Here is a 20,620-nt window from a genome sequence, read left to right as displayed (position 1 = left end):
AACCCTGGCGGGGCCATGGGGAGGGCTGGTCAGCGGAGAACCAGGTCTGGCTCACTGAGGGCTGGCCGCCTTGCTTGACGTACCAGCGCTCCCAGCAGCAAGCCCGCCAAGAGATTCCGCCAGCTTGCGATCGGAGAGGTCCGCGATGGTGCCGAGGTAAGCACGCGTGGCCTGCGTCACCTGCTCGGTCGCCACCCCGTCCGCGCCCAGCACCCGCACGCCCGCGTCGGCCATCAGCGCCGCCAGCCGGTCGTCCGGCGTCCGCTGATCCTCCGGCAGCGCGGCCTGCAGCGTCAGGAATCCGTAGACGGTCGAGCTGACGAGCAGGTACGGCTCGCCCTCGGCCAGATCCGTGCGTACAGCGCCCAGCTCGGCCAGCCGGCCCAGGTAGACCCGGAATGCCTCGCCCAGCTCCAGCGCGCTGGTACTGCGCTGCTTCTGCCGCGCCAGCTTCCCCAGCACCGCACCGCCGGAAAGCAGGATCGCCCTCATCAACGGGCGGCCCAGCACTCCCGCGGCCAGCTGGCTGAGCAGGTCGCGCAGGGTTTGGGGGTCGCTGCGCCGTACCTCGACGAGCATGCGGACGCGTTCGCGGCGCAGCAGCGCGGAGAACAACTCATCACGCGACTTCCAGTGCAGGTAAAGGGTGCCCTTGGCGACGCCTGCCCGCCCCGCGACGTCCTCGAGCGTGGTCTTGTCGTAGCCCCAGCGCAGGATCAGCTCGGCGGCGGCGTCCAGAATCCGGTGCGCGCGCTCGAGCTGTCGCGCCGGATCCTGCAGCGGCCGCCCTCGCACCTCTTCACCTCATTTGTTTGACTAGATAAGGGTATGGCGTCATTCAATTGACTCGCCAGTCCCTTCAGGAAGACCGCGCAGCAGGTGAGAGCGTGCAGGCCGTCATCCCAGTCACGCAGGAGCGGCCCGTGCACGAGCAGCAGCCCATCCTGACCTCCGCACGAGCGGGCCATCCGCGCGCAACGCCTCTCGATCGGCTCGTCCCAGAGCTGGAACCGTGCGGCCGCCGGTGCGGCTGCACGACCTGCGGCACGGCGCCGCCTCCACGGCGTTGGCTGCGCACGTGGACCGGTGTCCTCGTCGCGGAGGGCCAGGGCGTGCGGGTCGCGGAGGAGGTCGACGGCTTGGTCGTATTCGCGGGGTTTCTTGGTGCCGATGGAGGTCTCCACCCGGTTCCACGCGGCTTCGAGGTCTTGGGCTAGCCGGTTCAGGTGGAGTTCCCTGATTGTACGGTCGTCTGGACATCTGGCACTTCGTCCGCCACAAGAAGCCTCTTCTGAGTGGGCTTGGCGATCTCATGGATGGAGGAGGCTTGTCGATGGGAAGCAAGGGCGTCGCCGGCAGCCGGCCCCCTGGGCCCGTTTCCCCCTTCGCCGCAGGGGTAGGGATGTCGCGGGTCAGGATCTGATCGCACTGCGGTTGTCGTCGCTCTCGCAAGTCACGCTGATCGCGCCATCGAAGGGACCATGATGTCCAAGGCGCCGTCGACTGTCCCCTCGCCCGTGCCGACCGTCGCGGCCCCTCCGTCGTCTGATGTCCCGACCTCTGTCGACATGTTGCGACGAGGGGGCGGGCGTGCGCCGCGTTCAGATGGCAGCTCCCTCGGACGGCCGCCGGCCGCCCCCGGTGACCGGCGATGAGTAGGCGTGACCGGTGAGCGGGACGTTCGGGCCGCCGCCGGAATGCCGAGACCCGTTGCTGACCTGGGCACTGAGTACGTCCGGGCCGGGTGGTGCGGCCACGTACGATCAGAGCGCATTGCGGAAGGGCGTGAGCGCCCATGCCACCCAGCAGGGGCTGTCGTCGGCTCGGCGGGAAGATTTTGAACTGGCGGTGCACGAAGGTGTGGCCAACGTGTTCGATCACGGTGGTGGATCCGGGCGGGTCCGCCTGTGGCAGGCCGATGGCCTGCTGTGCTGCGAGATCAGCGATCATGGCCCCGGGATCCCGGCCCGCCACTACCAGCAGCGGGCATCGATGCCTGCCCGCGACCGTGACCACGGCCGCGGGCTGTGGCTGATGGCCGAGCTCAGCGACTCGCTCACGGTGACCACCGGCCCGGCCGGCACGACCGTCGTCATCGTCGTCCGTCTGCGGGACTGACTTTCCCGCCACCGAACGCGTGATCAGAGTGTGGGGTCCTCGCGGGCGGGCTGTCGGGTCCGGCCGCCTTCGTTGTCCCAACCGGCCAGGCGCTGCTCCTCCTCGGCGGCGGTGTCGGCGGGACCGTCGTGGTCTGCGGCGGTGAGGATGTCGCCGGAGCGGGTACGGCCTCGGCATCGGGTGGCCAGGTCGAGTGCCTTCTCGGCGGCTGCGGGTGTGGTGTCGGGTGGGATGACGAGCAGGTTGATGTGTTCGATCCCCGGGATGATGAGGTTGATCAGGTGGGGGTCGATGGTGCGGAACCAGCCCACTCTGACCTGGCGGCCGGGGGCGGCGATGCGATGCGGGATGTTGTGCCAGGTGTCGACGTGCAGGCCGACGCGCAGGACCCGTTGCTCCAGCCGCTGGTCGATGGCGGCGATCAGTGCGGGCAGCTCAGCGCCGGCGTCGTAGCCGGCGGGCCACCACGCGCCGTCCACCGCGCCTCGACGTGCGAGGTCGGGATCGAGGCTGAGCCGCACCTCCTCGGAGCCGGTCATGGGGAGGGCTCGCGGCGTCGTGCGGCCAGGCGCGCCGGGGTCGGCCAGCGTACGTCGCGGGCCCAGCCGAGCCGCTCCAGCAGTCGGATCAGCCGGGCGGAGAGGTCGATCTGGCCGGGCAGCACGCCGTGGCGGGCGCAGGTGGGGTCGGCGTGGTGGCCGTTGTGCCAGCTCTCGCCGAATGACAGGAGAGCTAGTGGCCAGAAGTTCGCGGCCCGGTCTCCGGCGCGGGTCATCAGCGGCCGTTCGCCGAAGACGTGGCAGATGGAGTTGATCGACCAGGTGACGTGGTGCAGCAGCGCGATCCGTACCAGAGCGCCCCAGAAGAATGCGGTCAGCGCGCCACGCCAGGTGCCGGTGACCAGCAGGCCGATCGCGGGCGGCAGCAGCAGCGAGGCTGCCACCAGCGGTCCGAACAACCGGTCCACCCGGCCGATGCCGGCGTCGTTGAGCAGGTCCTTGGCGAAACGTTTCCGATTGGTGAGGTCACGCCCGAACATCCAGCCGACATGCGCGAACAGCAGCCCCTTGGCCAGGCCGCGCACGCTGCTGCCGTAACGCCAGGGCGAGTGCGGGTCGCCGTCACGGTCGGCGAAGGCGTGATGGCGCCGGTGGTCGGCCACCCACTGGATGACCGAGCCTTGCACCGCCAGGGACCCGGCTACGGCCAGACCGATCCGCAGCCACCGCTCCGCCTTGAACGCGCCATGGGTGAGATGGCGGTGAAAGCCCACCGTGACGCCGAGCCCGGTCAGGACGTAAGCCGAGGCGGCTATCGCCACGTCGGTCCAGCTCAGCCCCCACCCCCAGGCCACCGGCACGGCGGCGGCCAGCGCCGCGAACGGCACCAGCACGAACACCCACAACGCGACCATCGCCGCGACCGGTTTACGGCCGCCGATGAGCGGTGCCGCGCCGGCCCGCTCGATGACACCTGTTCCTGGCGAAGCCATGCCGACTTCCTCCCCCGAACGGCAGCGTCCTTTCTCCCGCTGGACAGCAATTCACCTGCCCACACGCACGGAAGCCACTCCCGTGTCGATGCCAAGCTGCGGACGGGCGGGGACATCCCACCGCCAACGGATCGGGCGCGCCCGTCCCGCATGAGGCCGCCACGGCCCGGACACCACCCGCGCCCGCCTCCGAGCCCGTCAATCCTTCTGTTCGGGTTCCTTCCCGGGAGGCACCGCCTTCGCCGGCGGTTCCGGGGCCGCTCCTGCCGGGAGGGCGAGCGGGTCGTCCTTGAAGAGTTCGGGCACGGCCCGGTAGAGGATGGCGGTGATCGGCACGGCCACGACCGCGCCCGCGATCCCGGCCAGGATGCCGCCGACGGCCAGCACGATGATGATCGCCAGTGGGTGGAAGTGCAGCACCCGGCCGACGATCAGCGGCTGGAGCACGTGGTTCTCCAGTTGCTGCTCGACGATCAGGATGCCGACGAAGATCAGCGCGTAGATCGGGCCCTTCGCGCCGAGCGTGACCAGCGTCGCGACTGCGCCGGCGAAGAGGATGCCGACGATCGGGACGAAGCTGGCCAGGAAGATCAGTACGGCCAGTGCCGCCCACAGCGGTACTCCCATGACGGCCAGCACCACACCCATGAGCACGCCGTGCACCGCGGCCACCGCCACCGTGCCCTGCACGTAGTGCGACAGCGTGGTCCAGGCGGTCCGCCCGGCCCGGTCGACCCGCGGCGCCATCCGGCCGAACCCCTTGAGGAACCAGGACCAGATCTGGTCACCGTCTTTGAGCAGGAAGAACGTCACGAACAGCAGGAGCACGATCGAGGCCAGCGCTTCCACCACCACCACGGTCCCCGCCAGAACCGTCGAGGTGATCTGCTGCTGCCGCTCGGTGACCAGCTTGGCGATCTCGTCCACCCAGCCGCTGAGCTGAACGGGCTTCACGTGCAGAGGGCCGGTGTAGAGCCAGCCCTCCACCGTCTTGGCCGTCTGCCTGACCTGTGTCAGCAGGCCGGGGAACTCCTCATTTGCCCGCACGCCGATGATCCAGCCCGTCCCGCCCAGCACGGCGAGCGCGACGAGCATGGTGACCCAGGTGGCGTAGATCGCGCGCAGACCTGACTCGCGCAGCCGCCGGGTGAGCGGGAAGAGCAGCGCGGTCAGCAACAGGGCGACCGCCACCGGGAGGGCGACGATGCGCATCGTCGCCACGAAACCGAGCACGTAGTTGGCCACGATGCCGATGACGATCAGGCACGCGCACCACGCGGCCATCCTCGCCAAGGTCGCAGGCACCAACCGCAACAGGCGCTCCTGAGGTGAGTCCACGCACGGGAAACTTCCCCACCGGTCGGAAATAGGCGCACTTCCCGACTTCGGTAAAGGAAAGTTGAAGCAGAGAATTTGCGTCACGGGCCCGGCGGCCTGCGTGGTGCCGGCCTGGCTTGCGGTGAGCACCGCGGGGGTGAACGCCATCGGGGCGGCCGACACGCGCGAGGTCACCTGCCGACGTCTTGGGTTCCGGGATTGACGATGGCGGTTCGCCGATCACTGCCGTGTCCGGGCCAGCGCGTCCTGTGCCTGCGCCAGAGTGGAGTGGGTGGGAAATATGCGCCCCAGCAGGCCGGTCCTGCGGAGCAGTTGCTCACATGTACCGTGCAGGCCGATCAAGACCAGCGCGCCGCCGTCATGGTCGACCTGCCTCCATGCCCGGACCAGGCTGCTCAGTCCGGAGGAGTCGCAGAACTCCACCCCGGACATGTCCATGATCACTAACGGTGGGTTCTGCTGCCGGCACACCTTGACCACTTCGTGTTCCAGGTGCGTGGCAGTGTTCAGATCCAGCGCGCCGTGGACGGCCACCACCTGGCCCGGAGGCGCCGCGCGCACGCTGAGCCGCAAGGGCGGCGGGTCGTTCGACATCGGTTGCGAAGGCATCGACGCCTCCTCTCGGGGGCCCTCTGCCCCGCGCCCGCTCTCTGATGTGTCGCGACGCCCGTCCTGTCACCGGCGCGGTTCGGTACGGCCGGTCGTCATGGCTTCTCCTCGGCAGTGGGTACGCGCAGGAGCAGCAGGGCGGTGTCGTCGCTGTGGTGGTCCCCGGCATACTCGCTCAGGGCGGTCGTGATGCGCTCCAGCGTCTGCTCGGCGTTCAAGCCGTCGTTCAGCCGGCCGGCACAGCGGGCCAGGCGCAGGCGTCCGGGTTCGGTCAGCGGCGCGTTACGGCATGAGGGCCCTTCTGGTCGGCGTGTAGATGTCGCAATCCACACCGAACCGAAGGCCCTCACCCCTTTACAAGATCATTTTTCGCGTGTCGCCTCGTACCTGACCTCTGTGGTCAGTACAGCTAGTGGTCGCTGATCAGGGCGTTCAAGGCGGCTGCCTTGTCCGCTTCGGTCGGCAGGCCGTAGCGGCGGGTGGTGTCCAACGAGCCGTGGCCGAGGAGGTCGGCGACCAGGACGGGGTCCGTGCCGTGGCGGATGAGCTGGGTGGCGAAGGTGTGGCGCAGGACGTGCGAGCTGAAGGGCTCGGTGGGGTCCTCGCCCAGACCGACGGCGTCGCCGAGGCCGGTGATGATGTCGCGGGCTGCGCGGTCGCTCAGGCGACCGCCGCGCTGGTTGAGGAACAGCGCGGGGTGGGTGCCGGCTCCCTTCCAGCCGGCGCGGGTTGCCAGCCAGTCGGTCAGGGCCTGGCGCAGGTCGGGGTGGACGGGCAGCAGGCGGATCTTGCCACTGTCGCGGCCCTGTCCGCGGATGCGTAGTTCGCCCGTGCGGGCTGAGAGGCGCACGTCGGCCAGGTCGAGGCCGACGACTTCGGAGATGCGCAGTCCGGCGTAGTAGGGCAGCAGGGCGACGGCTTTGTCGCGCGGGGAGGCGGTGAGCTGGACGTGGCGGACGTAGCGGCGGGCGCGCCGGGCGTCCAGGACTCGGGGGGCGGTGCGCCGGGAGTCGCGTTCGCGCTGGGGCTGGGGCTTGCCGAGGCCGCGGCGGGCGTAGAAGTCGTCGATGGCCGACAGGTAGGCGTCGATGGTGTTGGGAGCGCGGCGGCCGTCCTTGAGGTGGCGGCGGAAGTCGCGTACCGCGCCGGCGGCCGCGACCGCATCGGTGAGCGGATCGCCGTCCAGGGCGTCGGCGTCGGCTTGGACGGCCAGCCAGTCCAGGTAGCCGCGCAGCCGGGAGGTGTACTTGGTCTTGGTGGAGTCGGCCAGCGGGGCGCGCTCAAGTGCGGCGGTGTAGTCGGCCAGGACGGCGGCGTAGGGAGCGGGGAGCGGGACGGCCCGCGACCGGCGCGGGTTTCCGGAAGCGACTCCGGCCGGCTCCGTGATTCCCGAGGGCGAGTTTCCGGAAGTCATCCACAGAGTCTACTTCCGGAATTATGTGATTCCGGAAGTAGGAGGTAGACTGAAGGTACCGAGGACTTCTCGAGCGTTGGCACTCAGGTCTGCGTCGCCCCCGGCGAACCACCACAGGCCCCTTCGGAGGGGCCCGGATAGGTCAGCGACCATGACGCCGACACTTCTTTCTCAGCCCGCACCGCTCAGCCCCACTTCGTCTGCGATGCCTCGGGTCGATTCCGCGCTTCGGCTCAGTCTCCACCCGGTGCCGAATCGTCGATCGGTGGTGGATGGGGCCTGGTGGCCCTACTCCAGTGACACCACCGCGGAGTTGCCCGGTCTCATCTCCGCCGTCGACCGACTGCTTGATCGGGTCACGCTCCGCGTCGGCGTGCATTGCGATGCGTGGCAGAACATCCCGCGCCGCATCCCGGCCCGCGGTCGGCAGGTCCGCGTCGGCTGGTTCCGCCACACCGACCCGCGCATGATCACTCTCAGCTTCGCGTCCGGCGAGCCGGTCGTCCTGCTGATCATCCCGTCAGGAACCGCCGCGGGCGTCGCCGAGGCCGTGCTCAAGCTCACCGCCCAGGACACCGCCGGCTTGACGGCCGACGCCATTCTCACTCTGGCGCACCTGCCGGCGGGCCCCGGTCCGCGTGCGTCGGCCGGCTCAGCCCGCTGGGAGAACGAGGGCGGGTCGGTCAACGGGCACAAGGCGGCCTCGTTCACGGCACGGCCGATCCTGGCGTGACCCGCGTGCCGCCTGCCGGCCGGATTGAGCGGTCCAGGCATCGCCCGTTGTCCGGCGGCGGGCCGATCTCCGGCCGGCAGGCATCTCATCGCGTTCCAGCCTCTCCACAGGAGACTTCCATGACCGTCATCGACACCGCCCCACTCGGCGAGGCGAGCGCCTCGGCGCAGACCCTCGTGCACCTGGCGGGGGACATCGACATCTTTACCACGGCTCAGCTGCGCAGGCGGCTGATCGACGCTCTCGCCCACAGCACCGGCCTGCTCGTCGTGGACCTGTCCCAGGTGACCTTCTGCGGCGCCGGCGGGCTGGGCGTGCTGGTCGGCGCTCAAGGCCGGGCCCGGTCACGGGGCATCACGCTCGCCCTGACCGGCGTTCCGCCGCGTATGGCCCGGTTGCTGCACATCACCGGCCTGGGCCACCGATTCCCGATCATCGCATGACCGGCATACCACTCACCTTCGAGCTCACCCCGGCCGGCTATGACGGCAGTTCGCCGTTCCCTCGGCCTGCGACACCGGCGCGGGCCGGTATCACCCCGGTGACACTGACCGCCGCGATCGTGATCGCGCCGTTCCTCGCGCTGGGCGCTGGCATCTGGCTGGCGTGGGGAGTCGGTGTCAGCCTCACCGACCTGCTCCTGGCCGTCGTCTTCTACGTCGTGACCGGGCTGGGGGTGACGGTCGGCTTCCACCGCCTGCTGACCCACCGCTCCTTCACCGCCCGTCCGTGGCTCCGCGCCGTCCTGGCCGTGGCCGGGTCGATGAGCTTCCAGGGCAACCTGATCGACTGGGTGGCCGTCCACCGCCGCCACCACGCCTTCACCGACCGGCCCGGCGACCCGCACTCCCCCTACCGGTACGGCACCGGTCTCGGCGGACGACTGCGCGGCCTGGCCCACGCCCACCTGGGCCGGCTGTTCTCCAGCGAACCCACCTCGGCCACGACGTATGCTCCCGATCTGCTGCGCAACGACCCGGCCATGCTGCGGATCTCCCGCGCCTACCCCGCCTTGTGCGCCGCCTCCCTCCTCCTGCCGTTCGCGGCGGGCTGGGCGATCAGCGGCAGCCTCTACGGCGGGCTGACCGCGTTCATCTGGGCCGGCCTGATCCGTATCGCCCTGCTGCAGCACGTGACCTGGAGCGTCAACTCCCTGTGCCACATGATCGGTGAGCGGCCGCACAAAGCCCGCCGTCATGACCGCGCCACCGACCTGTGGCCGCTGGCCCTGCTGTCCTTCGGAGAAAGCTGGCACAACGGCCACCACAGTGAGCCCAGTTGCGCCCGGCACGGCCGCAGCGGCCGCCAGATCGATCCCTCAGCCGCACTCATCAGCCTGTTCGAACGCCTGAACTGGGCCAGCGATGTGCACTGGCAGCCCCCCGACGTCCTCGGCCACCATCGCACGGTGGCCGGCAAGCACACGCTGCGCACCAGCACCCCGCGCCAGGGCTGAACCAAGAGGCGTTAGCCCTGGTCAGCACGTTGAGGGAGAAGCTCGTACAGCTGGGAAGAAGAACTAGGGCATGGGAAGGACCTCCAGGGAAGGCATCGCGGTGACCGGTGATGGCGAGCAGCTGCTGGGCGGCTTGCTGAGCGCCAGCCAACTCTCCTCGCTGGAGGATCTGCCAGCCCTGGTCGCCGAGTACGGACGGTCGGCGGGCTTCTCCCAGACCATGATCTACGTAGCCGACCTGCAGCAGCAGGTATTGGTCCCGCTGACCGGGCAGCGTGACGTGTTCGGCGAACCGCTCGAACCGATCCGGATCGACGCCACCCTCGCAGGACGCGCCTTCCGCAACATGGAGATCGTCGAGGCCCGGCACGTGCTGGACCCCGCCGCGCCCGAGACCGCGCCGACGTCGCCGGCGGGCGACGGGCCGCAGCGCCTGTGGGTGCCGTTGCTGAACGACACCGAGAGGGTCGGCGTCCTGGGAGTGACCGTGGCGCAGGGGTCGGAGAGCATGGGGTTGCTGGCCGGCCGGCTGGCCTCGCTCGTCTCGCTGCTGGTGATCAGCAAACGCCCGCACAGCGACTCCTATGCGCGCCTGGTACGCGCTCGGCCGATGACGCTGTCGGCCGAGGTGTTGTGGAACCTGCTCCCACCGCGCGCATTCGCCGATGACAACGTGGTGGTCAGCGCCGCGCTGGAACCCGCCTACGAGGTGGGCGGCGACGCCTACGACTACGCGATCGACAGCGGCACACTGCGCGTGTCGATCTTCGACGCGATGGGACACGACACCGCGGCCGGCCTGACCGCCACCATCGCCATGGGGGCCGGTCGCACCAGCCGCCGCCAAGGCAAGGACCTGCCCGCGACGAGCGAGGCGATCGACGCGTCGATCGACGAGCAGTTCATCGACCGCTTCGCCACAGGCGTCCTGGCCGATCTGGACCTGCGGACCGGTTGGCTGAGCTGGGTCAACCGAGGGCACCATCCGCCCTTGGTGATCCGCAAAAGCCAGCAGGTCGCGACCCTGGACAGCGTGCCCGATCCGCCGATGGGCATCTGCCTGAGCCTGTCCACCGGATTGCTGCGCTACCAGTTGGAACCCGGGGACCGGCTGCTCTTCTACACCGACGGCGTCATCGAGGCTGAGAGCCCGGACGGGCAACCCTTCGGGCTGGAGCGCTTCATCGACTTCATCGTCCGTCACGAGGCCGACGGCACGTCCGCCCCGGAAACACTCCGCCGGCTGATCCACAGCATCCTGCAGCACCAGCACGGCCGGCTCCAAGACGACGCCACCGTGCTGATGGTCGAGTGGCGCACCGGGCGGCAACAGCAACTCGTCCTGGGAAAGATCGCGGTGCCGGGACCGTAGGACGCAACAGCATGGGCGCCGAGCCGGGCGCATGCCGACGATCAGGTGGCCAGGTCGACATCGGTGAGGCCGACGTCCTTCAGGAGCGGGTCGTACGGATCGCGCCGGCGGTGCAGGCCGTCGGCGGCCTACCAGAGTCACATGCCGCCGCCCGAGCAAGCCATCTGGTCACCAGTCTGTCCGTGGCCGCCTGAAGCCTCTAGAAGCGAAAGTGCTGGATGGCGGTGCCCTTGCGGGAGATGGAGGTGCTCCAGGCCGTCAGGAAGCTGGCCAGGCGGGTCGTCCACGGGTAGTCGGCGACCTCGGGCTCGCGGCCCAGCAGGATCTCGCGTACCAGCTTCAGGCGGGGTTCCAGGCGCTCGATGTCCTGCGGGGTGTCGAAGCCGGGAGACCTCAGGAAGGGGACGACGGACTGGGTGCCGGCGTACTTCCTGGCCGCCCAGACGTGGAACCTCGTGTAGCCGTTGAAGCAGATCTCGCCTGCGGGGAAGTGGCGGATGAGTCGGTCGAGGAGGGTGGCCAGTTCCTCCTTGGACAGGAACCCGATCAGGCCGTCGGCGACGATCACGGCGGGGCGGTCGGCGGGGATTTCGCTGATCCATCGGGGGTCGTTGAGGTCGGAGCCGATGGTGTGGAGGTGGGGACGCTCGGGGAGCAGTAATTGCCTGGCCTTGGCCACGCCGGGCAGGTCGACGTCGTACCACTCGACGGTGGTGGGCGGGTCGACGCGGTAGACGCGGGTGTCGAGTCCGGCGCCCAGGTCGAGCCCGACGGCGTCGGGGTTCCTGCCGATGAACTGCCGAACGATGTTGTCCATGACCAGGGAGCGGTGGGCGATGCCCACGACGGGGCTGGCGGAGAGCTTGAACTGCCCGGCGTCGTAGTCGAGTTTCCTGACGATGTCGTAGGCGGTCTTGTCGCCCAGGATCGGGTGTTTGGCCTGGTAGTCGAGCGCTTTGCCCGCCAGGGTGAGCCAAAGGGTGTTCTCCAGCGGCGTGAGGTCGGGGAGGGTGATGGCCATCGTGTCAGTCCCTTTTCTGTGGTGACTCGTCCAGGGCGGCCCGGGCTGCCTTCAGCGCGGTGTCGTCGGTGAACAGCCCGTGGGTGTAGAGCTCCAGCGTGGGCAGCGCGAGGCGGCGCAGCACGTCGGGCCCGAACTGCTTGTGGCCCAGTGCCCGCGCCAGGGGTGGCGGCATGGTCAGCGTGGCCACGCTGTTGAGCACGGTCAGCACCGCCAGCGCCCGCACGTCGGAGGACGGCCGCATCGAGCCGTCGGCGATCCCGGCCCGCAGGACCTGCTCCGACTCCGCCACCAGCGTGTCGACGAACGTGCCCGCGGCGGGGGTGTCCTCCTCGATCGCGCGCAGCATGTACTGCACTTGGAGGCGGTATTCCTCCGGGTTGGACAGGTATTCGCGAAAGAGGTCCTGCATGCCGCTCGGGCCGGCGTTGTCGGCCCGCTGGACCAGGATGCGCAGGACGTGGTCGTCGCAGACGCTCCGGAGCTTTTCCTTGCTGCCGAAGTGGTGGATGACCAGGCCGGGGCTCACTCCCGCGGTGGCCGCGACGGCGCGCAGATTGGTCTTGCCGAAGCCGTCCCGGGCGAAGTGTGCGATGGCCGCGTTGCGGATCTTGGCCTGGGCGGTCAGGTCCGACGATGCTGAACACATGTTTAGTAGACTAAACAGATGTTCAATACCTGGCAAGTCGAGGGCAGGCCCGTGATCAAGGGCCTGTAGCGCTTCATGACTCGTCGAGTGGTGCTTGATCCACGGCTTTGACCTCCAGCCGCAACAACCATCGCCCGCACCAGTCCCGCCAGGCGCGTCAGACAGCCTCGTCGCTGCGGCTGCTGGTGGCTGCCGGCGCGTCTTCGCCGGACGGCGGTTCGGTGGCCAGGGTGACGGGTTCGAGCCAGTCGAGCTGTTCGGCCAGGTGGCGGGCGGTGTCAATGACGCCGGCGATGTGCGGGGAGGGGTTGGCGTCGTGCCACAGCAGGGACCAGGGGTAGTACGTGGTGGGGTCGGTCAGGGGCCGCCAAGTGGTGCCGGGCCGGTTGGAGGAGCGGAAGGAGGAAGGGACGCAGTGCACGCAGCGGTGCTGGAGTACGAGGTCGGCGGCAGCCCGGGAGCTCTCGACGGTGCCGTCGTAGAGAGTGGGCTCGAACCCGGCCGAGCGGCACAGCGCGAGGACGAACTGGTTGAGCTCCGGCGTCTGCGATTCCTCGCCGAGCAGGAGCAGTTCGTCGGCGAGGGCGGCGACGGGTACACCGTCGAGGACGGCGAAGCGGTGGTCGTCGGGCACCAGCACGCCGAGGGGATCGAGCCTGATGAGTTTGGTGGTCATCTCGGCCGGGGTCTGGGAGGCGCGTCCGATGGCTATGTCGAGGCGGCCGTCGGCCAGTTGCCGGTACTGCTCGGGGGTGCCTGCTTCGATCTGGTGGATCGTGATGCCGGGCTGGTTGTCCTGAAGTTCGTGCAGGATCTGCGGCATGGTGTCGTAGCCGGCGTCGATGATGCCGACGCGTAGCGTGGGCGCGGACGCGGCGGCGTTGCGTGCGGCATGCCCGGCCCGGCTGACGTGATGGAGGATCTGGCGCGCCTCGACGAGGAGGGCGGCCCCGGCGGGGGTCAGGTCGACGTGGTGGGTGCTGCGGTCCAGGAGCCGCACACCGAGCTCGCGTTCCAGCCGCTGGATCTGTTGGCTCAGCGCCGACTGCACGATGTGCTCGCGGGCGGCGGCGCGGCCGAAGTGCAGCTCTTCGGCCAGCGTCACGAAATAGCGCAACTGCCGTAACTCCATGCCCGACACCCTTCCTCTCCCAGGTGGTGCCGATGCGGCCGTCGTCTCCCACTGTAGGTCCTCGTGGGTGTGTCAACTTCTGAAGGTGGGCCTGGCCTCACTTGCTGGGCTGAGGCGTCCGGCAGTCGATCTTCGGGTTCATGCCGAGGTGGTTGAGGGGCCGGCCAGGATCGTCACCGCGATGGTGGCCACCTGGTCGCAGTTCTCCACCGGTGCCGTGTAGCACTTGCGCCGGCCTGCGGCGACGGCGCCGACGATCGGCCACAGGATCAGCACCAATGATGCGACGCGCATCGGTTCTGCCTCCATCTTCGTCCTTGCGAGGCCGGCGGGGACGACGGGACCGTTGTCGGCTTCGCCCGCGTCCGGACGGGATCCCGATCCGAGATCTGGGCCCCGCCGGGCGGTTCGTCGAAGTGGGATCAGCGTTTTGAAGGCGTCCCTGGCCCTTTGCCGGCCTGCTTCAGATTGCCGGCGACCCGGTCGCTCTTGCCCGCGACCTGCGGGCGCCGGTTGCCGGAGACACGGCCGAAGCGTTGCCTGGCCCAGCCCTTGAGTACCTGAACCTTGTTGCTGATTTCCCAGCGCAGACTCATCTCGATCTTCCTTCCCTGCTCCGCCGCGGTCAGGCGGCTTGGAGCCCCAGTGTCTGCTCTGGCTTGGAAGGGGGAAACGAGCAACGGCCGTGCCGGTCATCACAGGAACTGATGAGCGGTGGGGTATCGGGTCACTCTCTGGCCGGTGAGAGCGCGCCGGTACGGTGGCGCCGGAGGCGTTCGGGATCGGGCCAGCGTACGTCGCTCGCCCAGCCGAGCCGCTCGAACAGGCGGATCACCCCGCTGGACGGGTCGATCTGGCCCCGGTCGAGACCGTGGCGGGCACAGGTCGGCTCGCTGTGGTGGCCGTTGTGCCAGCTCTCGCCGAACGACAGCAGGGCCAGCGGCCACACGTTCGTCGCCCGGTCGTGGCCGCGGGTCTTGAAGGGCCGGCTGCCGATGAGGTGGCACAGGGAGTTGACGCTCCAGGTGACGTGCTGGAGCAGCGCGATGCGGATCAGGCCGGCCCACAGGAAGGCGGTCAGGCCGCCGTACAGGGTGCCGGCGATCGCCCAGCCGGCTGCGAACGGCAGCGCCAGCGACAGCGCGCACAGCGCCGGGAAGGCGCGGGCCACGCGGGTCATGGCCGGATCGGCCAGCAGGTCAGGGGCGTAGCGTTCGGCGGACGTCTGGTCGTCGGTGAACAGCCAGCCGAGGTGGGCGTGGGCAAGCCCCCGAAGCTGCCCGCGCAGGCTGGTTCCGTACCGGTAGGGCGAGTGCGGATCGCCCGGCCGGTCGGTGAAGGCGTGATGGCGGCGGTGCACCGCCACCCAGTCGATCACGTTGCCCTGGAAGCCCATCGACCCGGCGACCGCCAGCACCACGCGCAACCATGGCCGGGCGGTGAAGGAGCCGTGGGTGAGCAGCCGGTGGAAGCCGACCGTCACTCCCAGCCCGGTCACCACGTAGAAGGCGGCGGCCAGGAGCAGGTCGGTGAGCGCGACCCCGTGCCCCCATGCCAGATAGATCACCGCACCGAGCGCGGCGAACGGCGCGATCACGATCGCCCCGGTCAGCGCGGTCTGCGGCCGCCCGGCCGGCACGTGCTCGCCGGCCCCGGGGAAGGGCGAGGTTCCGTCGTAGTCCCGCCGGCGTCGCACCGGTCGTTCAGAAACAGCCATGAAGCAGCCTTCTTCTCGTCTATACGGTCCGCCGGTGCACATAGCACCAGCGCCAGGTCGACCTCGGCCCCAGGGCGGCGGCCACCGGGTGGTCGGTCTCCTGGTAGTGGGCCTTGGCGTGGCCGCCCTGGGAACCGTCGGAACAGGCGACCCAGCCGCAGGTCAGGCACGCCAGCAGGCGCGTCCAGGGCTGGCCGAGAGCCAGGCATTCCTTGCATTCGGGGGGTCCGTACCGCACTTGGGGGAGTTGGTCGATGTGATTGCAGCGCGGGGTCTGACCGTTCAGGCCCGCGCGGTTGGTGGCGTCCGTTCCTTGTGCGTCCAGGGTCATGACGACCCCCTCACGGTGACAGCGACGCAAGGTGCGCCGGCTGGTCACCTGCCAGTCAACGTGCTCAGCCGGGCCGGCGGAAAGACGCGATCCCAGTCAGCCTCATCAGTTGCGGCGATGGCGGGGCCTGCGGGCGATTTGACGAGAGGCCACCGGATCACGCGGACCGCGACGTCGAGGGGCCGCCGGACCGCGAAATCGGACGGATTTTTCACCTGGCGCGGGCCTCCCGTCACTTATGCCGAGAGCAAATTTCGCTCATTTGTGCGAAATTTCCTTGCTATTTATTTCGAAGGGTATTGACTGGGGAATGCAAGCAAGAAAAAGGGGAGGCCCTTATGGGCTTCGTACAGATTCTGGAATTCAACACCAAACGCGCTGCGGAAGTCGAGTCGCTCATGAACGAGTGGCGGACGCAGACCGAGGGAAAGCGCCATGTGCAGCGCGAGGTCGTGGCGAAGCACCGCGATCGCCCCGACCACCACGTGGCCCTCGTCGAATTCTCCTCCTACGAGGAGGCCCAGCGTAACAGCAGGCTGCCGGAAACCGACCGGTTCAACGCGCACATGGTCAAACTGTGCGACGGTCCGATCACGTTCTCCGACTACGATGTGATTCGCGACAAGAGCTGATCACCGGCTGAACATCGCGAAAAGCTCAACCTGTGCTGTGGCGTGCGAGAAAATTCTCGCGTCATGGCGCGGGGCCTTTTTTGTGTCGGCCCATCGTCGCGCGAGACGTGAAGGGGCCGGCACCGGCCGACCGCTACGGATTCCTCCTGGCGAGCGCCTGCTCGGCCGCGGCGCCCAGCAACCGGGCGGCGGCGGTCACCTCGGCGAGCCGGCCGGGCCCCATCGCGTCCAGGCAGACGGCCAGCCGCCGCCGGTCACCATGGCAGGCCATGTTCGTCGCACGCTGGACGGCGAGGGCGAGCGAGGCCGTGCCGATCGCCGTCAAGACGTCGGCCAGGGCCTGATCCACGCCGTCTTTCGGACCCGGCGGCTGCGCAGGTTGAGCGGTCAATGCAAGTCACCATGCCGTCCTTGAGCTCCGAGTGCGATCCGGTGCCGCCGGCCGGCCTGCTCCATCTGCCGGCCGAGGACAACGGGAGAGCGCCCCAGTGGTTCCCCATGAGACGCCACGAGCGGTGCGGCCGTCAAACCCATCGCGTCACCACGCGGGCGCCGACCCCGGTGATCACGGCTGATGATAAGCGTGAGGCAGATTGCCGCTATCCACCGGGCCGAGCCCACGGGATGATCAGTACATCGCACCGGACTGCTCCACTCACGCCGGCTCCCGCACCACGTGTTCATGGCCGCCTCACACGCGCGGCCACCTTATTCCGTACTCCCCGCCCGTAGGAGTCAGCATGGACACCGCGGACACCGCCGGCATCCGCACGCCTGACACGGTCGCCGATCCGCTCTTGCGTATCACGCCGCTCGTCGATTCCACGGGCCTGCGGATCGAAGGCGAGCTCGACTACGCCACCCTGCCTGTCCTGACCAGGGCACTGGCCTCGATGGCGAGAGGTGGCAGCTTCTGCGTCGATCTGAGCGGCCTGGTGTTCTGCGGCGTCGGCGGGCTGCGCGCGTTGGTCACCCCCGCCGCCGGCATGCGCGACGGCCAGGTTCTGACGTTACGCTCGCCCTCTCCGCAGGTGCGACGCCTGCTCCAGCTCACCGGCTGGCATCCGAAGGCCGGTCTTCGCCTGCAGGATCGGAGCACCTCATGACGGCCCTCGATCGCCGCACCGGGCAGGTCTGTGGCCCATCCCCGCCACCGCCACCGTCGTCCGCCCGTTGCCGACCTGTCCAAGGTGTCGTTCTGCGACGCCGCCGGGCTGGGCGTCGTGGTTGGCGTCCAGCCCGAACCCAATCCCGGACACCGTCCTCGGCCTGGCCGCCCGGGCCACGCCTTGCCCTCAGCGGGTCGTGGCCGGGGCTGCTGCGGCGGGATCTACTGCTCAGGCGGCGGGCAGGGGGAACGTGACATGAGTGAGGAGTTCGGAAACCTCCCAGAGTTTTTGCGCGGCGTCATCGTCGAGTGCTTCGCCGGACAATTCTTCGAGGGCGGCAGGGCCGCGTACGCCGAACCGGCTGGGTCCGGAGAAGCTGGCGCCGGGGACGTCGCCGACGGTAGCCAGCAGGGTCGGCCGGGCCCGCCTTCGGGGTTTTGGGCCAGGAGCCGCGTTCCCAGGGCGAGGGCGTGGTCAAAAATCCGGCGGCCGGTGGTCATGGTGAATCCGGTGGCTGCCCAGCCGGGATGCGCTGCCGTGGCCAGGATCGGTGAGCCGGCCCTGTTCAGGCGGCGCTGCAGTTCGCGGGTGAACAGCAGGTTGGCCAGCTTGGTCTGTCCATAGGCGCCGAACGCCGGTGCGGCTCCACGACCTCCGTCATGGAGCCGCCTCGACCGCGCTGGCTGCGCAAGTGGATCTGCGTACCGTTCAGGGGCAACTCGGGCACGCCAGCATCGTGCTGACCGCGGATACCTACACGTCCGTGCTGCCGGAGCTGTACCACGAGGCGGCGGAGGCAACGGCCCGGCTGGTGCTGACGACGGCGCGCACGACCGCCAGAAAAGTCCGAAGAATCCGGTTGCCCCAGACGTGACCCAAGCATGACCCAGATCAAGAACCAGGATCTTGCACAGACGAGAAACCCCAGGTCGGAGTGGTAGGGCGCCCGGGGCTCGAACCCGGAACCTACGGATTAAAAGAAGTGGCCTTGATCAAGGTACGGGGCGCTGGCCTGGGGATGTTGCGTCCGTGAACGTCCGCAGCGATCCGCCGTCGTTCGCCTCCTTGGCTGTACTCGTGGCTGTATAGCCAAGGAGGCATCAGCTTGGACACTTTAAGATCACGCGGCCTGAGCTGGGGAAATGCCGACCTGGACGTATAGCGGTCGAGTGACTGTGATTCCCCCTGAGTCCCCGTTGATCGTTCTGCGAACGGGCACGCGAACCCTGATCAACCGTTTTGGTCATCCCACTCTGCCTGTGTCGGCAGACCTCCATGGTTCAGCTTGTGGATGACTTCGTTCTTCGTCTCTGCGCTCAGGTTCTCGGGCAGCGAGTCGAAGGAAGCAGGAAGCACGTCCAACAATGAGAAGACTTGCTCGCCTCCCCGAACGACGAGAAGCAGCATGCAGCGCCAGTGCGGCGAGTGCTCTGGACGGTGGTCCAGTCGGTGAACCAGTGCCGGGTGTAGGAAGTGAGTCGCCTCAGGGGCGGCGTATCTAGTCAGCCACGCGACACCGTGATGACGGTTGAGCCCACATGCAACTGCTTCCGCGTCGAGTTGGAGAAGCTGGTTCGTGTCGACAGCCTTGACGGTTCGCGGGATCTTGGGGGTCATGGTTCCTGGATAGTACCTCTGGCGTGAATCTTGCTGTCAGCTTGGGAGCCGGCTACTGATCCTGCCGTGCTGAGCTGGGAAAACAGGGATGCAGGTCAGAGGAGGCTCGCTGCCTGTGAGTCTCCATGAGTGACCGCAATTCCCCGCCCGATCTTCCCGTCTGCCTGGTCCACCCGCATGGTCAGCGGGCCAACCGCCAGGGTCAAGGCCTGGCCAATTGCTATTATTTGCTCATGTCAATAGCGCTGATGCGGCTGGATCAATCAATTCTTGGCCTTGCGCTCAAACTCGCCGACCTGGAGTGGGGTCGGGAAGACATTGACGCCTTCTTCTGTGCTATCGGCGCCGAATCGGGTGCTGCCGACTCCTTCTTCGAGGACTTGGACGGGCGAATCAAACTAGGCGACAGGTCTGTCCAGGCCGCATTCGATCCAAGCTCCGGCAAAATATTGAGTTTTCACATTCCCTCCGCTCTTTGCTATCTCGCTGACAACGATCCGACCGACCCGGACTTCCGGTTCTTCCGAGAGCTTCGTGAAGCGGAATCCGGATGGCAGGTAGACATGACCGGAGACAGCGAAGAGTACAGTCAGGCCTGGAAAGACGGGCGGTGGCTCGTGCAGAACGCCCTGGGCCCTCCGGCAAAACTTGGCGTCCACGGGATCGGTGGATGGCTACATGCCGTTTGGCGCAGGGGCGAGCGTCTGGTCGCGATCGTCCAGACAGAGAGTTTCGCCTCGTATATACCGCTCAACCAGGTCGCCCTTTGGGTGGTGGACCATTCTTCTGATCAGCCGATCCCTGTGGGCGACGAGCTGTACGAACTGATCACCAAGAACGCCTGACGCCGTGGTCTGGTGCAGCACAGACAAGGTGCAGCCCGCAACCTCGAAACATGAGCAAACACCGGTCACCCAGCGGTCAGGCGGGGCGTGCCTCTGCCCGGCACTTGGGCAGAGGAATCCGGCGTAGCAAGATCACACGAGAAGGGCAGACGCCAATGGATTCCGACCCACAGCCGGAGGCTCGGGACACCATGCCCGACGTGCCAACCTCGGTGTTGCGACTGGCGGGGACGCTTGTCATGCTGGCCGCCTCCGCCGACGAACAGGCGGCGTGGGCCGCCCGGCACCAGTGGCACACGGACGAACTGGCGCTCGACTTCGACTGGGCGAACGGGTGGGTACCGTGGAGCGTCGATGAGCGATCGCCAGGGCTCTTACCCCCGGTCCTTCATGATCTTTTGCAGCGCATCGACGACTGCTTAACGTCTATGAGTAGTCAGTCCAACCCCGAAAGGTGGAGCCCCAAGGGACTCGCCACCGATCCCGGGTGGGCTGAGGTCCGGAATCTCTCCAGTCAGACACTCGCCGAGATTGCGGCGCTGGATCTGATCGCCATCCCCTCGCCAGCGGATCTGTAGACACAACCAAGCTCCACCTCGCGGCCGGGAGGACCTACTTCGCCCGCGAACGCAGACCGGAAGCACCTTGTCCAGTGAGCCGTGCTGAGGAACGAAGCACGGATCGTCGATCGCCCCCAGCAATTTACGGCGGCCGGCCAGGCAGTGGCGATCGTAGGGCTGCATCTGTTCGGCGGCGTGGCAACCCCGGTTGGCGCATTCGGCAAGTGCGGCGGGGCCGGCGTGCGGTGCCCGGCCCGGTGTCCCGCCGCCGTCCGGGACCGGCCCCCAGGCCGCACGCCCGGACGGCGGGCGGGCGGAGGGCCGGGGGTACGGCGGCGCGCCGCGCCGCCGCTTGATCCTTAAGAGAACAATTCGGCAGAGTCGCGCGTGTGGGCTCGCATCAAGATCAGTTGAGAACGTCTCGGCGGTGACCGGTCAAGGCGCTGCGGACGGTGGCGAATCGCTCATGGACCTT

General features: G+C 68.3%; 26 protein-coding genes. 10 read left to right on the top strand and 16 right to left on the bottom strand.

The window, feature by feature from the left end; genetic code table 11:
• Positions 1 to 51: 51 nt before the first annotated feature.
• Positions 52 to 795 (bottom strand): helix-turn-helix domain-containing protein, encoded by a 744-nt coding sequence (locus AB0J76_RS40335; RefSeq protein WP_352321798.1) that lies wholly within the window; start codon positions 793 to 795, stop codon positions 52 to 54.
• Positions 796 to 1,668: 873 nt separating this feature from the next.
• On the opposite strand from AB0J76_RS40335, the gene AB0J76_RS40330 reads away from it, so the two are divergent.
• A complete protein-coding gene (locus AB0J76_RS40330; protein ID WP_352321800.1) occupies positions 1,669 to 2,118 on the top strand; it encodes an ATP-binding protein in 450 nt (149 codons plus the stop codon).
• Positions 2,119 to 2,141: 23 nt separating this feature from the next.
• On the opposite strand, the gene AB0J76_RS40325 is transcribed toward AB0J76_RS40330, so the two are convergent.
• From AB0J76_RS40325 to AB0J76_RS40300, 6 genes are all read right to left on the bottom strand, one after another.
• Positions 2,142 to 2,657 carry a DUF5994 family protein gene (locus AB0J76_RS40325; RefSeq protein WP_352321802.1) on the bottom strand — a complete coding sequence of 172 codons (516 nt, stop codon included), beginning with the start codon at positions 2,655 to 2,657 and terminating at the stop codon, positions 2,142 to 2,144.
• Positions 2,654 to 3,532, bottom strand: a complete 879-nt coding sequence (locus tag AB0J76_RS40320) for an acyl-CoA desaturase (RefSeq protein ID WP_352321848.1) — start codon at positions 3,530 to 3,532, stop codon at positions 2,654 to 2,656. Before AB0J76_RS40320 ends, AB0J76_RS40325 begins: the two co-directional genes overlap by 4 nt.
• A gap of 276 nt (positions 3,533 to 3,808) precedes the next feature.
• On the bottom strand, positions 3,809 to 4,894 hold the full coding sequence (locus AB0J76_RS40315; RefSeq protein WP_352321804.1) for an AI-2E family transporter: 1,086 nt from the start codon (positions 4,892 to 4,894) through the stop codon (positions 3,809 to 3,811).
• Between the two features lie 273 nt (positions 4,895 to 5,167).
• The gene (locus AB0J76_RS40310; protein ID WP_352321806.1) at positions 5,168 to 5,557 is read right to left on the bottom strand and encodes an STAS domain-containing protein; all 390 of its coding nucleotides are present in this window, start codon (positions 5,555 to 5,557) and stop codon (positions 5,168 to 5,170) included.
• Positions 5,558 to 5,652: 95 nt separating this feature from the next.
• Complete coding sequence (locus AB0J76_RS40305) at positions 5,653 to 5,775, bottom strand: hypothetical protein (RefSeq protein WP_352321808.1); 123 nt, start codon at positions 5,773 to 5,775, stop codon at positions 5,653 to 5,655.
• Between the two features lie 191 nt (positions 5,776 to 5,966).
• On the bottom strand, positions 5,967 to 6,971 hold the full coding sequence (locus AB0J76_RS40300; RefSeq protein WP_352321809.1) for a tyrosine-type recombinase/integrase: 1,005 nt from the start codon (positions 6,969 to 6,971) through the stop codon (positions 5,967 to 5,969).
• Between the two features lie 151 nt (positions 6,972 to 7,122).
• Between AB0J76_RS40300 and AB0J76_RS40295 the strand changes: the two genes are divergently transcribed.
• From AB0J76_RS40295 to AB0J76_RS40280, 4 genes are all read left to right on the top strand, one after another.
• The gene (locus AB0J76_RS40295) at positions 7,123 to 7,704 is read left to right on the top strand and encodes a DUF5994 family protein (protein WP_352321811.1); all 582 of its coding nucleotides are present in this window, start codon (positions 7,123 to 7,125) and stop codon (positions 7,702 to 7,704) included.
• A 119-nt stretch (positions 7,705 to 7,823) separates the two neighbouring features.
• A complete protein-coding gene (locus AB0J76_RS40290) occupies positions 7,824 to 8,147 on the top strand; it encodes an STAS domain-containing protein (RefSeq protein ID WP_352321813.1) in 324 nt (107 codons plus the stop codon).
• On the top strand, positions 8,144 to 9,160 hold the full coding sequence (locus tag AB0J76_RS40285; RefSeq protein WP_352321815.1) for an acyl-CoA desaturase: 1,017 nt from the start codon (positions 8,144 to 8,146) through the stop codon (positions 9,158 to 9,160). Before AB0J76_RS40290 ends, AB0J76_RS40285 begins: the two co-directional genes overlap by 4 nt.
• 70 nt (positions 9,161 to 9,230) lie before the next feature.
• A complete protein-coding gene (locus AB0J76_RS40280) occupies positions 9,231 to 10,532 on the top strand; it encodes a PP2C family protein-serine/threonine phosphatase (protein WP_352321817.1) in 1,302 nt (433 codons plus the stop codon).
• A 199-nt stretch (positions 10,533 to 10,731) separates the two neighbouring features.
• Here the strand turns inward: AB0J76_RS40280 and AB0J76_RS40275 are convergent, their stop codons facing one another.
• The 7 genes from AB0J76_RS40275 to AB0J76_RS40245 form a co-directional block, all read right to left on the bottom strand.
• A complete protein-coding gene (locus AB0J76_RS40275) occupies positions 10,732 to 11,553 on the bottom strand; it encodes a class I SAM-dependent methyltransferase (RefSeq protein WP_352321818.1) in 822 nt (273 codons plus the stop codon).
• Between the two features lie 4 nt (positions 11,554 to 11,557).
• Positions 11,558 to 12,202, bottom strand: coding sequence for a TetR family transcriptional regulator (locus AB0J76_RS40270; protein ID WP_352321820.1), 645 nt, complete (start codon positions 12,200 to 12,202; stop codon positions 11,558 to 11,560).
• A 157-nt stretch (positions 12,203 to 12,359) separates the two neighbouring features.
• Positions 12,360 to 13,334, bottom strand: a complete 975-nt coding sequence (locus AB0J76_RS40265) for a LysR substrate-binding domain-containing protein (protein ID WP_352321822.1) — start codon at positions 13,332 to 13,334, stop codon at positions 12,360 to 12,362.
• A 138-nt stretch (positions 13,335 to 13,472) separates the two neighbouring features.
• The gene (locus tag AB0J76_RS40260; protein ID WP_352321824.1) at positions 13,473 to 13,643 is read right to left on the bottom strand and encodes a hypothetical protein; all 171 of its coding nucleotides are present in this window, start codon (positions 13,641 to 13,643) and stop codon (positions 13,473 to 13,475) included.
• 113 nt (positions 13,644 to 13,756) lie between these two features.
• The gene (locus AB0J76_RS40255; protein ID WP_352321826.1) at positions 13,757 to 13,930 is read right to left on the bottom strand and encodes a CsbD family protein; all 174 of its coding nucleotides are present in this window, start codon (positions 13,928 to 13,930) and stop codon (positions 13,757 to 13,759) included.
• Positions 13,931 to 14,061: 131 nt separating this feature from the next.
• Entirely contained in the window at positions 14,062 to 15,051 is a 990-nt protein-coding gene (locus AB0J76_RS40250) for a fatty acid desaturase (RefSeq protein ID WP_352321828.1), read from the bottom strand.
• A gap of 19 nt (positions 15,052 to 15,070) precedes the next feature.
• Positions 15,071 to 15,289 (bottom strand): UBP-type zinc finger domain-containing protein, encoded by a 219-nt coding sequence (locus tag AB0J76_RS40245; protein WP_352321829.1) that lies wholly within the window; start codon positions 15,287 to 15,289, stop codon positions 15,071 to 15,073.
• Positions 15,290 to 15,720: 431 nt separating this feature from the next.
• On the opposite strand from AB0J76_RS40245, the gene AB0J76_RS40240 reads away from it, so the two are divergent.
• The gene (locus AB0J76_RS40240) at positions 15,721 to 16,014 is read left to right on the top strand and encodes a hypothetical protein (RefSeq protein WP_352321831.1); all 294 of its coding nucleotides are present in this window, start codon (positions 15,721 to 15,723) and stop codon (positions 16,012 to 16,014) included.
• A gap of 133 nt (positions 16,015 to 16,147) precedes the next feature.
• Here the strand turns inward: AB0J76_RS40240 and AB0J76_RS40235 are convergent, their stop codons facing one another.
• On the bottom strand, positions 16,148 to 16,363 hold the full coding sequence (locus AB0J76_RS40235; RefSeq protein WP_352321833.1) for a hypothetical protein: 216 nt from the start codon (positions 16,361 to 16,363) through the stop codon (positions 16,148 to 16,150).
• A gap of 391 nt (positions 16,364 to 16,754) precedes the next feature.
• On the opposite strand from AB0J76_RS40235, the gene AB0J76_RS40230 reads away from it, so the two are divergent.
• Together AB0J76_RS40230 and AB0J76_RS40225 are read left to right on the top strand one after the other, a co-directional pair.
• On the top strand, positions 16,755 to 17,120 hold the full coding sequence (locus AB0J76_RS40230) for an STAS domain-containing protein (RefSeq protein WP_352321835.1): 366 nt from the start codon (positions 16,755 to 16,757) through the stop codon (positions 17,118 to 17,120).
• A 694-nt stretch (positions 17,121 to 17,814) separates the two neighbouring features.
• A complete protein-coding gene (locus tag AB0J76_RS40225; RefSeq protein WP_352321837.1) occupies positions 17,815 to 17,997 on the top strand; it encodes a hypothetical protein in 183 nt (60 codons plus the stop codon).
• A gap of 356 nt (positions 17,998 to 18,353) precedes the next feature.
• Here the strand turns inward: AB0J76_RS40225 and AB0J76_RS40220 are convergent, their stop codons facing one another.
• Complete coding sequence (locus tag AB0J76_RS40220; RefSeq protein ID WP_352321839.1) at positions 18,354 to 18,740, bottom strand: hypothetical protein; 387 nt, start codon at positions 18,738 to 18,740, stop codon at positions 18,354 to 18,356.
• A gap of 125 nt (positions 18,741 to 18,865) precedes the next feature.
• On the opposite strand from AB0J76_RS40220, the gene AB0J76_RS40215 reads away from it, so the two are divergent.
• Positions 18,866 to 19,585, top strand: coding sequence for a hypothetical protein (locus AB0J76_RS40215; protein ID WP_352321841.1), 720 nt, complete (start codon positions 18,866 to 18,868; stop codon positions 19,583 to 19,585).
• A gap of 155 nt (positions 19,586 to 19,740) precedes the next feature.
• Positions 19,741 to 20,163 carry a hypothetical protein gene (locus tag AB0J76_RS40210; protein WP_352321843.1) on the top strand — a complete coding sequence of 141 codons (423 nt, stop codon included), beginning with the start codon at positions 19,741 to 19,743 and terminating at the stop codon, positions 20,161 to 20,163.
• Positions 20,164 to 20,620: the final 457 nt, after the last annotated feature.

The sequence above is a fragment of the Nonomuraea sp. NPDC049624 genome (genome assembly GCF_040675255.1).
GTDB lineage: Bacteria > Actinomycetota > Actinomycetes > Streptosporangiales > Streptosporangiaceae > Nonomuraea.
Note: the sequence above shows the minus strand (reverse complement) of the source record. Positions and strands in the feature narration are given on the sequence as shown.